The 15,289-nt window shown below is 59.0% G+C and carries 9 protein-coding genes and 1 tRNA gene; 4 read left to right on the top strand and 6 right to left on the bottom strand.

All coding sequences use genetic code 11. The annotated features are described in order from the left end of the window. Positions 1–199 precede the first annotated feature (199 nt). Positions 200–4,723, top strand: coding sequence for a two-component regulator propeller domain-containing protein (locus D0544_RS03915; protein WP_125014690.1), 4,524 nt, complete (start codon positions 200–202; stop codon positions 4,721–4,723). Between the two features lie 42 nt (positions 4,724–4,765). Further along, the gene (locus tag D0544_RS03910; protein ID WP_125014689.1) at positions 4,766–5,584 is read left to right on the top strand and encodes a class I SAM-dependent methyltransferase; all 819 of its coding nucleotides are present in this window, start codon (positions 4,766–4,768) and stop codon (positions 5,582–5,584) included. An 89-nt stretch (positions 5,585–5,673) separates the two neighbouring features. Here the strand turns inward: D0544_RS03910 and D0544_RS03905 are convergent, their stop codons facing one another. The 3 genes from D0544_RS03905 to D0544_RS03895 form a co-directional block, all read right to left on the bottom strand. Further along, a complete protein-coding gene (locus D0544_RS03905) occupies positions 5,674–6,600 on the bottom strand; it encodes a diguanylate cyclase domain-containing protein (RefSeq protein ID WP_243647243.1) in 927 nt (308 codons plus the stop codon). Continuing rightward, positions 6,597–10,385, bottom strand: coding sequence for a response regulator (locus D0544_RS03900; RefSeq protein ID WP_125014688.1), 3,789 nt, complete (start codon positions 10,383–10,385; stop codon positions 6,597–6,599). Before D0544_RS03900 ends, D0544_RS03905 begins: the two co-directional genes overlap by 4 nt. A gap of 131 nt (positions 10,386–10,516) precedes the next feature. Then, positions 10,517–11,659 carry an ABC transporter substrate-binding protein gene (locus D0544_RS03895; protein ID WP_125014687.1) on the bottom strand — a complete coding sequence of 381 codons (1,143 nt, stop codon included), beginning with the start codon at positions 11,657–11,659 and terminating at the stop codon, positions 10,517–10,519. 199 nt (positions 11,660–11,858) lie between these two features. On the opposite strand from D0544_RS03895, the gene D0544_RS03890 reads away from it, so the two are divergent. Then, complete coding sequence (locus D0544_RS03890) at positions 11,859–12,725, top strand: helix-turn-helix transcriptional regulator (RefSeq protein WP_125014686.1); 867 nt, start codon at positions 11,859–11,861, stop codon at positions 12,723–12,725. 62 nt (positions 12,726–12,787) lie between these two features. On the opposite strand, the gene D0544_RS03885 is transcribed toward D0544_RS03890, so the two are convergent. Then, positions 12,788–13,003 (bottom strand): hypothetical protein, encoded by a 216-nt coding sequence (locus D0544_RS03885; RefSeq protein WP_125014685.1) that lies wholly within the window; start codon positions 13,001–13,003, stop codon positions 12,788–12,790. A 139-nt stretch (positions 13,004–13,142) separates the two neighbouring features. Between D0544_RS03885 and D0544_RS03880 the strand changes: the two genes are divergently transcribed. After that, a complete protein-coding gene (locus D0544_RS03880) occupies positions 13,143–13,334 on the top strand; it encodes a DUF1289 domain-containing protein (RefSeq protein ID WP_125014684.1) in 192 nt (63 codons plus the stop codon). 294 nt (positions 13,335–13,628) lie between these two features. Here the strand turns inward: D0544_RS03880 and D0544_RS03875 are convergent. After that, positions 13,629–13,705, bottom strand: a tRNA-Pro gene (locus D0544_RS03875). An 88-nt stretch (positions 13,706–13,793) separates the two neighbouring features. After that, entirely contained in the window at positions 13,794–15,197 is a 1,404-nt protein-coding gene (locus D0544_RS03870; RefSeq protein WP_125014683.1) for a methyltransferase domain-containing protein, read from the bottom strand. Positions 15,198–15,289 lie beyond the last annotated feature (92 nt).

The following is a 15,289-nucleotide window of genomic DNA, read 5'->3' as shown; positions in this document are numbered from 1 at the left end:
ATATGACAGAGACCGCTCCACTCAAACCCGGCTGCACGAAAGCTTGGTTTTTCACTGTCTCCGGTGCCGTCAGGGTGTATAAAAGCTGGTTGCGTGCTGGCGGCGTTGTTATGGTAGCATTCTGAGGTAGATGTTTTTTTTTACAGGACGTGCCGTTTCTCCCAGACGATCTCTACGACCTTAAAACAGGCCAGGATAGATGACACGAAAACGAGTCCACTACAGCATTGTTGCCAGTTTCATGTTGTGCCTGTGGACCATATTTTCACTTCCGGCCGCCGCCTCCGGGCCGGTCAGCGGTAACATTCGCTTTAGTGCGCTGGGTGCCTCTGACGGGCTCTCGCAGAACACCATTTCAGCCATTTTACAGGACTCCCGGGGTTACCTTTGGTTCGGCACCCAGGATGGCCTTAACCGTTACGATGGCCTGCGTTTCAAGGTCTACCAGCCCCGAGAGCAGGTCCCCTTTTCCCTGTCAGACAGTTTTATCACAGCGCTGGCAGAAGACCACCTGGGGCAGATCTGGGTCGGTACCCGTACGGGCCTCAGCCGATTCGACCCTGACAACGGCCGCTTCTATCACTACGCCAGCGAGCAGGGGCTCAGCAACGCTCAAATTGAGACGATCTACCTTGGAGGGGACAACCGCCTCTGGGTCGGAACCCGAGCAGGCCTTAACCATTATGTGCCTGAGCAAGATCGTTTTGTGCCGATAAGCCTGAACACCGGGGATGGCTCACAGCCCGATATCCGTTCGCTCATCGAGGATGCCCAGGGGGCACTCTGGCTCGGTACCGATAGGGGGCTCTATAAACTCACCGACCTGGGCTCAGGCGCAATCAGCCGGGTCACCTACGAGGCAGGGGGTGAAACGACCGAGGCCTTTGAGGTGCACCAGCTGAAGGCCCAAAACGGATCTATTCTGTTGGCGGCGGGCCAGCTGGGCGTACTTGAGCTGCTTCCGGAGCAGGCCAGGCTAAGGCCCTATATTAACCAGCCGCTGCAGGGGCGCGATGTCAAATCGCTCTACCTGTCAGCCGAGGACAACAGCCTCTGGATCGGTACCGACCGGGGGCTCTTCATCTGGCACGGAGGCCTGCTCGACTTTCTACACAGCGACCTGAACAGCCCCCATACCCTCTCCAACGACCACATTACCCAAATCTACGGGGACCGCTCCGGCGTGATCTGGGTCGGAACCCTGCTGGGCGGGGTCAACAAGCATGTGCTGGCCCAGCAACGGTTTCACTATTTCCACCAGCGCGCCTCCAGAACACCGCTGTTCTCCAACTCCCTCAGATCCTTTTATGCCAGCAGCAACGGTGACCTCTGGATAGGCACAGACAATGGCCTGCAGCGGTTAAACCGCTCACGGGACCAGATCCGGGGATGGCAACACGAGCCCGACAATCCCAGCAGCCTCAGCAACAACCGCATCTGGGCTCTGGCCGGCGATGAGAAGTCCGGGGTAATCTGGGCCGGAACGGCCTCCGGCGGCCTCAATCGCCTGGACCTGTCAACGGGGAAGGTGACCCGGCTGCGCCACAGCCCGGACAACCCCAATAGCCTGACCAGTGATAAAATCCGCAGCCTCTATCTGGCGCCCGAGGGTGACCTCTGGATCGGTACCTGGGGAGGCGGTCTGAATCGCTACCTGCCCAACGGGGACTTTATCCACTACGGCAATAAAATCGATGGCGCCGACACCCTGAGGGATGATCGCGTCACGGCGATCCTACCCGCAGCTGAAGGTCAGCTCTGGGTGGGTACCATGCAGGGGGTCCATCGATTCGACCCCGAAACCGGGCGGGCCTCGCTCCTTATCGGTCTCGATGGCCAGCAGCTGCCGGACCTTCGCATCTCTTCCCTACGACTTGATGATCAGGGGCGTCTCTGGATTGGCACTCGCAAGGGGCTAGGCCGGTATGATCCTTCCAGCGGTGAGCTGCGTCATTTTGGAGCGGACCGGGGCCTCTCCAACGAGGTGATCTACGCGCTGGAGATCGCCCGGGATGGCGCCGTCTGGGTGAGCACCAATCGCGGATTGTTTCGACTCAACCCTGGCAACGAGCAGTTCAGCCGCTATACCGAAGCCGATGGCCTGCAGGCCGATGAGTTCAATACCCGGGCCTCGACCGTCACCTCATCGGGAGAATTGGTGTTTGGGGGCATTAGCGGCTTCAACCTCTTTAACCCGAACGCACTGCAACCCAACTCGGTCCCCCCCCAACTTGTGCTCAACGATCTGCGCCTGTTCAACCGCAGCGTTCGTATAGGGGATGAGAGTGAATTATTGAGCCGCAGTATCAACAGCACCCGGCAGATTACCCTCAACCACCGCCAATCAATGATCTCACTGGAGTTTGCCGCCCTGCATTACGTGGATCCGGCCAACAACAGCTACCAATACATGCTCGAGGGATTCGACTCACAGTGGATCAACACCGATGCCTCACGCCCTTTTGCGGCCTACACCAACCTGGACAGTGGTGAGTACCGTTTTCGCCTGCGCGGCGCCAATAAGGACGGTGCCAGCGCAGAGCGCGAATTCCCCCTCAGGCTAGTGGTGCTTCCTCCCCCCTGGCGTACCTGGTGGGCTTACCTGATTTATGCTTTGCTGACGATCTCAGCCCTGGCCGGCTACGTACTCTACCAGCACAGAAAACTGAAGCAGGAGCGGGCCATCAGCCGGCGACTGCGGGAACTCGACAGTTTGAAGGACGAGTTCCTGGCCAATACCTCCCACGAACTTCGCACACCGCTCAACGGCATCATTGGCCTTGCCGACTCCATGCTCGATGACCAGATAGCGGACGGCATGCGCAGCAATCTGGAGATGATCGTCAGCAGTGGCCGCCGGCTCAACGACCTGGTGGACAACATACTCACCTTCGCCAAAGCCAAATCAGAGGGTGCCCAGGACCAGAACGCCCCATTGGAGGCGGTGGATCTTGGCCCCATCATTCGGGAGGTGGTTACGCTGTCGCGCCCGCTCCTCAGTGGCAAGCCCGTCACCCTCAACGCCACCCTCCCTGATACCCTCTCCCTGGTCATGGGCCATGAAAGCGGTCTCCACCAGATTTTTCATAACCTGGTCCATAACGCCACCAAGTTTACCCACCAGGGGAGTATCGAGATCCGTGTCAGCGAGGCGGACGGCCGGGTTCGTGTGGAGGTTTGCGACAGCGGGATAGGGATCAGCGAAGACAAGCATGAACTGGTGTTTGAGCCCTTCCGCCAGGCTGATGGCTCTACCTCACGGGAGTATGGTGGCACCGGGCTGGGGCTTGCCCTGACCCGCCAGCTGGCACAGCAAATGGGCTCGGAGGTCGAACTCGAGTCCCGCCCAGGCGAAGGCTGCTGCTTCAGCTTTGAATTAACCGCCAGCGATCGCCAGCAGGCACAGGATCCCCTCGATGAGGACCGGCCTGAAAACGCCCACATGACGACAATCCTAGCGGAGCGTGTGTCTGCAGAGACCCCGGTGGACCCAGAGTCGTTACCTGAGGAGGATGCCCTCAAGCGCAAGATCCTCTCCTCCAGCGGCAACATCGAAACCCTGGATCCCAACAAACGCTTTACGATCCTTATCGTGGACGACGAGCCGGTCAACCGGCAGGTGCTGAAAAACTACCTTAGTGGCTACAACTTCAAGCTGATCGAGGCGGGAGGGGGTGAAGAGGCACTGCGCCTTGCCCGGCAGCACGCGCCCGTTGACCTGGTGCTACTCGATATCATGATGCCGATGATTTCAGGCTATGAGGTGTGCAAGGAACTGCGCAAACTCAACCCCGTAAACGATCTGCCCATCCTGTTTCTGACCGCCAAGTCGCAGGTCAAGGATATCGTGGAGGGTTTCGCCGTTGGGGGCAATGACTACCTGACCAAACCCGTGGCTAAATATGAGCTTCAATCACGAGTGCAGACTCACTTGCAGCTGCTGGATATCAACCGCGACCTGGAGGAGAAGGTAAAGCAGCGAACCGCTGAGCTGCTGGAGCTGAACAACTCCCTGCAAAATGCCTACAAGGACCTGGAGAGCATCGCGCAGACTGACCCCTTAACCGGTCTCTTCAACCGCCGCTACTTCACCGCCCGCATTGATCAGGATGTACAACTGATCGATCGCCACTACGATTCACTCAGGAAGGATACCGGCAAGGATCCTCACAACGCCGACATCGTGTTCTATATGGTGGACCTTGACCACTTTAAGGCGGTCAACGATACCTACGGCCATGCCGCCGGCGATACGGTACTCAAACGCATCAGTGAGGTTCTGCACGAGGTGCTGCGGGAAAGCGACTATATCGTTCGCTGGGGCGGCGAGGAGTTCCTGGTGGTCACCCGCCACACCAACCGCCAGTTCGCCCCGGAGATGGCTGAACGGATGCGGGCACGCATCGAAGGCACCCAATTCGTCATCAATGATGAGGGGAAAACCATCAGCCGCACCTGCTCCATCGGCTACGCGGCCTATCCGTTCGCGAAGCAAACCCCGCAGGGGATCGGCTGGTCGCAAGTGGTTGATATTGCCGACATGGCGCTCTACGCCGCCAAGCGCAGTAGCCGTAACGCCTGGGTGGGTGTTGACTGTTTGGCCCCCTCTGCCGACAATGAACTGTTCGAACGCCTCACCGATGACCCCGAGCAGCTCCAGAAGCGTCAACAGATCGCGGTGAAAACCTCTATCACGGACAAGGTGCTTTTCCGCTGGCGTTAATTAGCAACGGAAGGGTGCCACTCCAGGACAAAAGGTAAAACTATGGGATCACTCCTCAAATCAGTTGCACTGGCCGCTGGCCTTGGCCTGGTCGCTCTTCAGCCCACGCAAGCCTTGGCGGACCCGCTACAGGCGGCCGTTGGCAACGAACATCGTAGCGAGAAAAACGCGGCTCGCGACGAATTTCGCCACCCCTACGAAGTGCTCAGCTTCTTCGGTGTTTCACCGGACATGACGGTGGTGGAGATCTGGCCCGCCAGCGGTTGGTGGACGGAGATCCTGGCCCCCTACCTGGCTGCAAACGGCCAGTACTATGCGGCCCATTTCCCCGACAACAACTTTCTCCCCTTTTATAAACCGGCCCGCAAGCGATTTTCCCAAAAACTGGCCGCCAACCCCGAGCTCTACGGCAAGGTCAAACTGACCTCGTTTTTCCCACCGGAAGAGGCCGAGATTGCCCCCGAAGGCAGCGCCGATGCGGTCTTAACCTTCCGTAACGTCCACAACTGGATTCGCTTTAAGTTTGAGCAGCAAGCCTTCGAGCAGTTTTATAAAGCCCTCAAGCCGGGCGGTGTCCTGGGTGTTGTTGAGCACCGTGCGAAACCGGGAACCTCGGTCGAGCAGATGGACAAAACGGGTTATGTGACGGAGGAATACACGAAACAGCTGGCGAAAAATGCCGGTTTTATCTTCGAAGAGAGCTCTGAGGTGAACGCCAACCCGGCCGATACCAAAGACCACCCCAAAGGGGTATGGACCCTGCCGCCCACCAACGCCCTCAAGGATCAGGACCGGGAAAAGTATCAGGCCATCGGCGAAAGCGACCGCTTTGTTCTCCGCTTTCGCAAGCCCAAAGAGTGACCGGTGCAGTCGTTGTACGGCATAAAAAAAGAGAGGCCCTGACCTCTCTTTTTTTATGGGCCCGGCGCGTCGTCGACCCTATTGTCCCGTCAGGGCTGCTGGCAGCCAACCACCCGATCCCGCCCCTGGGCCTTGGCCCGGTAAAGCGCCGCGTCGACCTGCTCCAGTAGCTGCATCGGTTGATCGTGCCGGGTGATTACCCCGGTACCCACCCCTATGCTGATGGTGACGCAATCGGCCACCTGTGAGTGCTGGTGTTTAATTCCCAGCGCACGCACCGCCTTGCGCATGGCTTCCGCCACTTTCAAGGCACCCGCCTCACTGGTACCCGGAAGGACGGCCGCAAACTCCTCGCCCCCGTAGCGGGCCACCAGGTCGATTGATCGGTCCACGGCCCCCACCAGGGCCCTGGCCACCTGTTTGAGACACTCATCCCCGACCGGGTGCCCGTAATTGTCGTTATAGGGTTTGAAGTAGTCGATATCCATCATCAACAACGACAGCGGCGCCCCCGAACGAATGGCCGAGCGCCCTTCATGCTCCAGATAGCGGTCAAAGCGACGCCGGTTGGCAATCCCCGTCAGCGGGTCACGGGTATTCAAGGCTTCGAGCTGGTCCTGGTATCGTTTAAGCCGAATATGGTTGGCCACACGGGCCCTCACAACCGCGGGATTAAAGGGTTTGGTAATGTAATCCACCGCCCCCAGCTCGAGCCCCTCAGCTTCTGACTCAACCGAGCTTTTGGCAGTGATAAAAATAATGGGGATATGCCGGGTGCCCGGCTCACTTTGCAGGCGGCGGCAAACCTCGGTTCCATCGATACCCGGCATCACCACATCCAGCAGAATGAGGTCCGGCATATCAGCTTCAACGGCCCGCAGCGCCGCCTCACCGCTTTTGGCGACGGCAATCTCGTAACTGTCCTCCAACAGGTTGACCAGAATATCAAGGTTCACTTTCTGGTCATCCACAATGAGGATTCTGGCGCGCGCCTCGTCCATTCCCTGTTCCATCATCTAGCCACCCTGCTTACCCTATCCTCTAGTGCGGGTATCATATCCGCCAGGGTCTTTGCCGCCAATTCATACTCATAGTTGTCCACCTGATCCTGCAGGAGGGTGAAGCGCTCAGCGAAATGTCCGCCCAACGCGCGCCTGATGTCACTCAGAGTGTCCCTGGCCCGGGAGTTACTCTGCTGCAGCTGGCGCTCAAGGGTTCGCATCAGGGAAAGTGTTTCATCTACCCTCAGCTCCCCTTGCGGTAGCGTTTCAGGTGCGGGCTCCTTTATCCTCGCTAAACCACGCAGGATCTCGTTAATCGCATTAACCAATGCGGTAACCTCCTCACGGGTGTCCTCAAGCGAGGAGCCTTCATTTTTCCAGCGGCGAAGCAGGTCTTCGGAACAGCTTACTACCCGCCCACCACCGAGGTTACCCGCAGCCCCCTTGATGGTATGCACCAGGCGAGCGGCCTCATCCTGCTTGCCCGCATCCACCCGCTCAAGCAGCTCCGCCCCGGTGCGCTGATAGCTTCGATAGAACTCCAGAAGAAGCTTGAGCAGCAGCGCACGATTACCCCCCACGCGGTTAAGAGCCTGATCGAGGTCGAGCCCGGGCAGGTAGTCCGGCAACTCCACCTCTCCCTCAACCTGCCTTGCTTTCGGCGGGCGCGTAACCTTGCCCAGCTGTAACTGCGGCTCGATCCAGCGCTTGAGGGTCTGGTAAAGACGGTCCGGGTCAAGCGGCTTACCAATATGGTCATTCATTCCCGCCTCCAGGCAACGCTCACGATCTCCGGCCAGGGTATGGGCGGTCATGGCCACCACGGGCAGCGTGCGCCATGCGGGGTTTTTACGAATCTCTCGGGTGGCTTCGTAGCCATCCATCACCGGCATCTGGATATCCATCAGCACGATATCAAAGGGTTCCTCTTGCAGGGCCTGCAAGGCCTCACGGCCATCGCCACACACCCGCACGACCAGGCCATTGATCTCGAGCAACTCACGCACCACCTGCTGGTTGACATGGGTGTCTTCCACCACAAGGGCACGGGCACCCGCCAGGCCATCCAGGGTCTGGCTAAAGCCCGCCAACGGCATCGCCTGCTTGTCCCGGCTACTCCAGGTCCCCCTGAGAGTCTCCCTGAGCGCATTGAAAAGGGTCGAGGGGGAAACGGGTTTCAGCAGTACCTGTCGTATACGGATGAACGATGGATCCTCAAGAATCTCCGGCTGTACCCGGCTTCCCGACATCAAAACGACAGGGATTGGGGTCTCTTCCATGTCGCCCAGCAGCTCCCGCAAACACCCGACCCCCTCGTTATCGAGTTGTCGGCAATCCACCAGCAGCAGGTCGTAGGGGTTGGCTCCACTGTTGGCCCGTTTGATCTCCGGGCTGATTTTACCAGGCTCCTTGAGGCTGACCACCTCAGCGCCAAACTGGCTGATAATCGATTTGAACAGTGCTGATGAGACCGGACTGTCATCCATCAATAGCACGCGGGGCTCTCCCTCCAGCAGCTCAGCATCGGCATCGGTGCCCTCCGTATTGGCCTCCTGCGAGGCCAGCTGGACGCTGAAAGTGAACTCACTGCCTTTACCCAGCTCACTGGTTACCGAGATCGAGCCCCCCATACGTTCGACCAGTTGACTACAGATCGCCAGCCCCAGCCCGGTGCCACCAAAGCGACGCGTGGTCGAGGTGTCGGCCTGCGAAAAGGAGCTGAACACCTGGCCGATCTGTTGCTGGGTCATCCCCATACCGCTGTCGGATACCTTGAACCTGTACTCGCTCCTGCCAGACTCGCGCCCCATGAGGGCAACGGAAACGATCACCTGGCCCCGCTCAGTGAACTTGACGGCGTTGGTCAAAAGGTTAATCAGTATCTGTCCCAGGCGCAGGGGATCCCCGACCACATCCTGAGGCATCCCCCAGTCGTGGGCGATCACCAGCTCCAGCCCCTTTCCTTCAGACTGCAGGCGCACGATATCGCAGGCCTTATCGAGCACCTCATCGATGCGAAAGGGGATCGACTCCATCTTCATAAGCCCGCTCTCGAGCTTGGAGTAATCAAGGATATCGTTTATCACACTCAAAAGATGGTCCGAAGCATTCTGCATCTTGGTGAGGTAGTCTTTCTGCCGTCCATCGAGCTGCGTATTCTCAAGCAGGTGACTGAGCCCGATCACCGCGCTCATCGGTGTCCTGATCTCATGGCTCATATTGGCAAGAAAGTCGGATTTCGCCCGCGCCGCCATCTCAGCATCCTGGCGAGCCCGTTCCAACTCTGCTTCGACCCGCTTCATTTCGGTGATGTCATAAATCCAGTAGAGAATACATTTATGCCCCTCCATCTCCAGGTGATACCAGGTCAGCAAGCCCCAGAAATGTCCACCATCGCGCCGTTTGAACTGCACCTCCTGATCGGCAATATCCTTCCCCGTATCAAACCGTGCCAGCAGTCTTTGACGCTGGGACTCATGCACCCAGTTATCGCTCACCTGGTGCTTATACACTTCCGGCACGGTCATGCCGAATAACTCAGCATTACGCCGGTTGGCAAACAGGACCTGGCCATTCCCACGGCGATAAATGCCAACGGCTACCGGGCTGCTCTCCAGGAGAGACTTAATCTGCTCGCTCTGCCTCAAGGCCGCCTGGCTATCCAACAGCTCCTCTGTACGCGCCCGCACCCGCTCTTCAAGCTGCTCATTGGTCTGGTACAACTGGTCCCTTGCATCGGTTAATTCGCGCTCACGCTGGGCGATACTGGCGGCCATGCTCTGCACATCCCGGCTCAGCGCCCTGGCTTCAATAAACCCTTCACTGGCAGGCTTGTAGAGGTAGTCTCCATCGGCTATGCGCCGGACTTCCTGGGATAAACGGACAATAGAGTTGGTGCCCCTGCGCGACAACCACAAAGCGATCAGGCCGCCCACCACCAGGGCGAGCAGGGCCGCCATAACGGTGATCCGTAATAACTCCTCCAACGGAGCAAAAGCCTCTGCCTCAGACTGGGACACCATCAAGACCCAACGGGTCGAGGGTACATTAACCACCGTTGCCAACAGAGACTGGCCAAAGTAGGTCACCGAATCGGTCCCCTCCTGACCGTCCAGGGCTTGTGCGATAAGTGGAATATTGCTCACATTCAGGCGTTGTAGCGCACGCTCGGTATCAGGAGCCCGAAACAGTACGCCATCACTGTCCACAAAGCGGATATCGACAGTGCCACCCAGCTCCAATCGTAAGGCAATCTGCTCCAACCACTCCAGGTTGAGATACCCGACCAGAACCTCCTGACCACTGTCAAAGCTCACCGTCAGGCTGGGTTGTCCTGTAATTGGAGATGAGATAATCCGAGACCAGTAGGTGGTATTGCCGCCCAGTACCTGCGTATAAAAATCCTGGAATGCCATGGAGAGATCACGCAACTCGTTCTTGTAGCGTGACAGTGATGGCTGCGTACCAACCGCCACACTGTTGCCCTCTCTGTCGAGCAGCAAAATCGCTTCAAAAAATCCGTTGCGCTGAACCTGCAGGTCCATCTGGGCCTCCGAGTAGATTACCGGATCCCGCACATCTATCTGGTCGGCTACCTGCCGCAACACTTCAGAGGGGAGGCGCAGGGCCGCAGCGACCTCACCCCCACTGGCTCGAGCAACCAGTTCGTTACGCTCCTCTATCGACTGTTTGAGCTGGTTGGAAAAGAAGTTATAGAGCACCGCACCCAGAAACAGCACCGAGGCGAAGGCAACCAGGGATGCCGTATAGGCAACCGCATGACTCAGGCGCAGATTCAAACCTGGCCCCCGATACCCTCAGCACGCAAACAGAACGCACCTACATCCATGTCACCCTCTCTTGGGACCAGCTACCCAATGCACGTACCCGCTCACCCTCCCGAGCACGTATCCAACCATCTGGCCAGCTTTCAATCATCCACTATAACAAACTGCCCGTTACGCACCTGCACGAGGAAATTGGTTCGATCCACCTCGCCATAGGGATCAAATACAATAGCCCCCTGCAGCCCTTCGAAGCGACTCTGGTTCAAAATCCTATCCCGCAACCGTTCCGAGCGGTTTTCCGCAGCAAGGTCAGCCTCACTCATCGACCTCATGGCCTGAAAAATGATCTCCGCAGCCTCATAGGCCATTGTACCCGCAAAGCGGGGCTCATAATTGAAACGGGCGACAAAGGCATCACGAAAGTGGGTAAAGCGGGGGATGGTGCTATCCCGATTGAAGGCTGAGGGTGAAACCACCCCCTCTACGGCGGTTCCACCCTGGGAGATCAGGTCGTTGGTTGTTGACCAGGCACTGGTCATGATATGCCCGCCATAGCCGAGTTTTCGCATCTGCTGACTGAGGCGGGCCGCATCCAGGGCGGGGGCCAGAATCAATACCAGGTCGTGGGGGGGATCAATGATCGCTGCCCCCAGCTGCAGGAACTTGTCACCGTCGATCTCGGAGTAACTCTCTTCAAACGAAACCCTTCCCCCCCGTTTTATAAACTGCTCCTTGAAGTAGGCCCCCCACCCCTCGCTAAAGGCCCGATTCCTGAAATCGTAGATGATGGCTACATCCCGGGCCTGCAGGGAGTTGAAGGCGTAATCGGCCATGGCAAGGGACTCTTCGCGGATCTCTTCATACACCCGCAGGAAGAAATCCTTTTTCCCGGTTAACAGGTTGGTGCTGGTGGTAGGGCTCAACATAAGCACTTCATGCTCATTCATCTGCGGTACCGCCGCCACCGACATGGCACTGGTCACGTGCCCAATCACCGCTATGACACCAGCATCGATCAGTTCACGGTCTACTTTCAGGGCTGTCTCGGGGGTATTCCGATCATCACGGACCAACAGTTCAATGGGTCGGCCATTCACGCCGCCGGCTGCGTTGGCGTGCTCAACCGCCAACATCACTCCGTCACGGGCCTCGCGCCCAAGGTCTGCGGTGACTCCTGTCAACCCCGCGGCAACCCCCAGCTTGAGAGGAGCAGGCTCCGAGCAACCCAGTATCAAACCAGCGCTCAGCAGCACTGCGACGTTGAACAACCTCCTTATCTGGACCATATCAATCCCTGTGCTTGCAAGTGGTCAATATCCGCATGATTTTAGTGTCATTAAAACAAGATCACCACTACAGAAGCCCCTTACACCCTGACGTAGTCGGCAAGACTGACCTCCTCAGGCTCCCGCACAGTCCCATTCCGGCTGGACAGCTTTATGCATCCATTGAATACTCTCCACCACAGCACAGGAACCAACAACCATGACCGCATCCCCCTGGCCCTATCGATGGGACCTGCTTCAACGTTACCGACTGATCGAGATCGTAGCCCTGTGGGAGGGGCGCCTCACCACCAACCACCTGGTGGACGCCTTCGGGATTGGTCGACAGCAAGCCTCCAAGGATATCAATACCTATAAACGGGAGATCGCCCCCGACAACCTGGAGTACGACCAGCAGCTGAAAGGGTACAGGCCCAGCCCCCGCTTTCAGCCCCACCTGACCTGCGGCACCGCAGATGAGTACCTGCAGCTGCTGAACCGCAACCGCGAACTCAGTAGTACCTTCGAAGCGGTCAATATCAAAAGTGCCCATACGGAGGTGTTATCGGTCCCCGCCCGAGCCATCGAGCCGGAGGTCCTGCGCACCATCGTCGCCGCCGCCCGTTATCGGCAACGCATCGAGGTCGATTACGTATCGGTCTCCGATCCTAATCGGGAGGGCCGGATCATTACCCCCCACACCCTGGTGTACAACGGCATGCGCTGGCACGTAAGGGCCTGGTGTGAAAAGCATGGGGATTACCGGGACTTTGTATTAAGCCGCTTCCGCGGCTCTCCGGAGGTGCTATCCGGCTCGGAGCAGGGGGTGGAGGGAGACAGTCTCTGGAACCGATGGGTAACCATCAGGATTCGACCCGACACACGACTGACGCCGGAGCAGCGCAAGGTGGTTGCACGGGATTACGGAATGCGGCGTAACCTGCTCAGCCTGAAAACCCGGGCCGCACTGGTACAGTACGCCCTAAAACTGATGCAGCTCGACCCCTATACCATCGACAGCGACCCGCGTGCACAGCAGATCGTTATCAGCAACCTGGCGGAACTCAAGCCCTATCTGTTTGGCTGATGGGGGGAGCGTTAAAAGCCGGGGCAAGCGGGCCGCTGGAGATACCCCGCGCCGCGCCAGGCTTATTTGCTCTTCGGTTTTTCGCTCGGGCGATTGTTGCCCAGGGTGATATGGCGACTTCCGGCCATGCTCTGCATGCCGCTCACCCCCTGCTTGACCTTTTCGATCTCTCCACCCGCCTCGAGAAAGGCCCGGGTTTGGTCGGCGATCGATTTCGAGGTTTCCAGCGCTTCCTGCGGCTGTTTGCGAGTGGCGGCTGTTCTGGGTCGTGCGGCCATGGGTATGCTCCTTGCTGAATTGGCCAACCATTGTACACAAAATCGCTGCAACTTGCAGGCCTGACCGCCCCCAGGGCCATCTTCCCCTGCCCGCTCAAGCGATCGCACCGCTGTCCCCATCCGGGGTACCATACCCCTTATGACCAAGGTGACCTCCCCCTGCATCAGAAACTGCTGCCTGGATGATCAGGATATCTGCCTGGGGTGCGCCCGCAGCCTGGAGGAGATTACTCTCTGGCACCAGGCCAGCGAAGAGCAACGGCGCCAGATTCTGGACCGAGCTCGACAGCGCCAGCAGGCAAGGACAAAGGACCTGCCGGGAGCAGACTAACGCCTAACCGGACCAAAGGGCCCGATACCGGCACTGATATTCTTCCCCCTCGCGGCGCGGCAACCGCTATACCCGGGACCACCTCAACAGCCATTGGCAGCGGCTCATAAAAAAAGCACGCGATCGCTGACCGGTTCAGCTTTCTGGAAAGTCGCAATTGGGGGGGATCGGAACGGACTTATTGCACCAGGGATCGCCCGCCTCAAGCCAGCAGACAGGGCATAATTTGGGCGCCGCTTTGAGTGCCACTGCAGTCTCAGTTAGTGACCGCGATCGGCGAAAGGCGTGGTTTAGTGGTCGGTGTGAGAGGATTCGAACCTCCGACCCCGTCCTCCCGAAGGACGTGCGCTACCAGGCTGCGCTACACACCGACTTGGAACGCCAGCCGAACGGCTGGGTGGCTGAATTCTATAACTAAACGCGCTCGAAATCCAAGAGGGAGCAGCTAACTTTCGACAACTAGGCGGTGACGTAGCGGAAAAGGTAAAGGCGCCCCAGAACCTCCTCCCCCCTCTCCTTGCGCAGCATCAGTTCGGCGGAGTGCAACTCAACCAGCCCGTTCTCCTGGGCCAGCTGCTCTATGTATAGCGGGTGGTGCTGGTAGCGCCCATTGGCGAGCAGTGAGACGCCCTCCGCCTCCCCCTGCTCGATGGTGAAGGCCAGTAGCCCGCCCGGCTGCAGCCGGCGACGCACCAGCGCAAACCAGGACTCCAGGTGTCCCAGATAGATCAGGACATCGGCGGCGCAGATCAAGGTCCAGCGCGCCTCATTGGCTTGCAGGTAAGGCAGGATTGAAGCCTGCTCCAGGCGGTGGTAGACCCCCTTACTGTCGGCCAGCTTGATCATGTTGGCCGACAGATCGACGCCGGCAAGGTGGTTCACGGGCAGCTTTTCGCAGAGCGCTGCTCCCATCAGGCCTGTGCCGCACCCCAGGTCCAGTACCCGCTCCAGCTGTTCCACCCCCTGCTCCAGCAGGCACGACACAATCAACCCGGGCGCGCCGTATTGCAGCCGGTGTTTAAGGTGCAGCTCGAAGCGGTCGGCGTACTGGTCGTAGAGGGCCCGCACGTACTCATCCGGAGCCCCGGCACGGGGTATGGCTCGCCGCTCCAGTGAGGCCAGCATATGTTCGATGGTGGGATTATCCGGCTCCAGCTCCCGCGCCAGCTGATAGAGCAGGCGGGCGCTATCGAGCTGCCCTTCATCCGCCAGATAGTCGGCGAACTGTGTGGCAAGCCCCGTTTGCTCGCTCTCCATCAGGATGCAACGGACCCTGGCCAGAGCCGCTTCGCGCTGGTCGGTGGCCAGTTCCAGCAGCACGGCCTCCCGCTGGATATCCAGGTCGGGGCTATCGGCCGCCAGTTCACGGAGCAGCTCCCAGGCTTTGTCGTAGTGCGCCTGGCGCCGCAGCGCCACCGCCAGCCCCAACAGGTATTCAGGCTCTGCGGGCTGCAGCTCCAGGGCCAGGGCAAAGGCCTGCTCCATCCGGTCCCAGCGGCCGAGGGATTCGGCGATATAGCCCATATTGGCGTGATAGGCCTGCTCGCGAGGATAAAGCGCGATGGCCTGTTCGATCGCCTCCAGCGCCTGCTGGTCGCGCCCCTGCCGATGCAGTGCCAACGCCAGGTTGCTGAGCGCCTGGTCGGAGCGCTGGCCGGGGGCGGCCAGAGAGAGCGCCCGCTCCAGGGCGGCCTGGGCCAGCTCCAGCTGCCCCTCCTGCAGGGCCAGCACCCCCTGCAGGTGACAGACATTGAAATCCTCCCCGCTCTCGGCCTGCAACTTACGGCAGATCGCCCTCGCGGGGCCTGTTTTGCCCCGCGCCAGCAGGCTGAATGCCTTTTGCAAGAGTTGTTCTGTATCCATCACGCCTTCCGTCTTACTCTGTCAGCATAGTCGAGTCATTAGCCCGCGCCGCTCCGCTGCAGGCCATTATAGAAATCCCTCCCGCTTTGACC

This window comes from Aestuariirhabdus litorea, assembly GCF_003864255.1.
GTDB classification, from domain to species: Bacteria; Pseudomonadota; Gammaproteobacteria; order Pseudomonadales; family Aestuariirhabdaceae; genus Aestuariirhabdus; species Aestuariirhabdus litorea.
This window is presented reverse-complemented; position numbering and strand designations above follow the sequence as displayed.

Bases quoted from the DNA above. Each gene is read 5' to 3' on its own strand.
- D0544_RS03915 (WP_125014690.1), top strand. From the start codon at position 200: ATGACACGAAAACGAGTCCACTACAGCATTGTTGCCAGTTTCATGTTG.
- D0544_RS03885 (WP_125014685.1), bottom strand. From the start codon at position 13,003: ATGGCCGCACGACCCAGAACAGCCGCCACTCGCAAACAGCCGCAGGAA.
- D0544_RS03905 (WP_243647243.1), bottom strand. From the start codon at position 6,600: ATGATGGAACAGGGAATGGACGAGGCGCGCGCCAGAATCCTCATTGTG.
- D0544_RS03895 (WP_125014687.1), bottom strand. From the start codon at position 11,659: ATGGTCCAGATAAGGAGGTTGTTCAACGTCGCAGTGCTGCTGAGCGCT.
- D0544_RS03870 (WP_125014683.1), bottom strand. From the start codon at position 15,197: ATGGATACAGAACAACTCTTGCAAAAGGCATTCAGCCTGCTGGCGCGG.
- D0544_RS03880 (WP_125014684.1), top strand. From the start codon at position 13,143: ATGACCAAGGTGACCTCCCCCTGCATCAGAAACTGCTGCCTGGATGAT.
- D0544_RS03910 (WP_125014689.1), top strand. From the start codon at position 4,766: ATGGGATCACTCCTCAAATCAGTTGCACTGGCCGCTGGCCTTGGCCTG.
- D0544_RS03890 (WP_125014686.1), top strand. From the start codon at position 11,859: ATGACCGCATCCCCCTGGCCCTATCGATGGGACCTGCTTCAACGTTAC.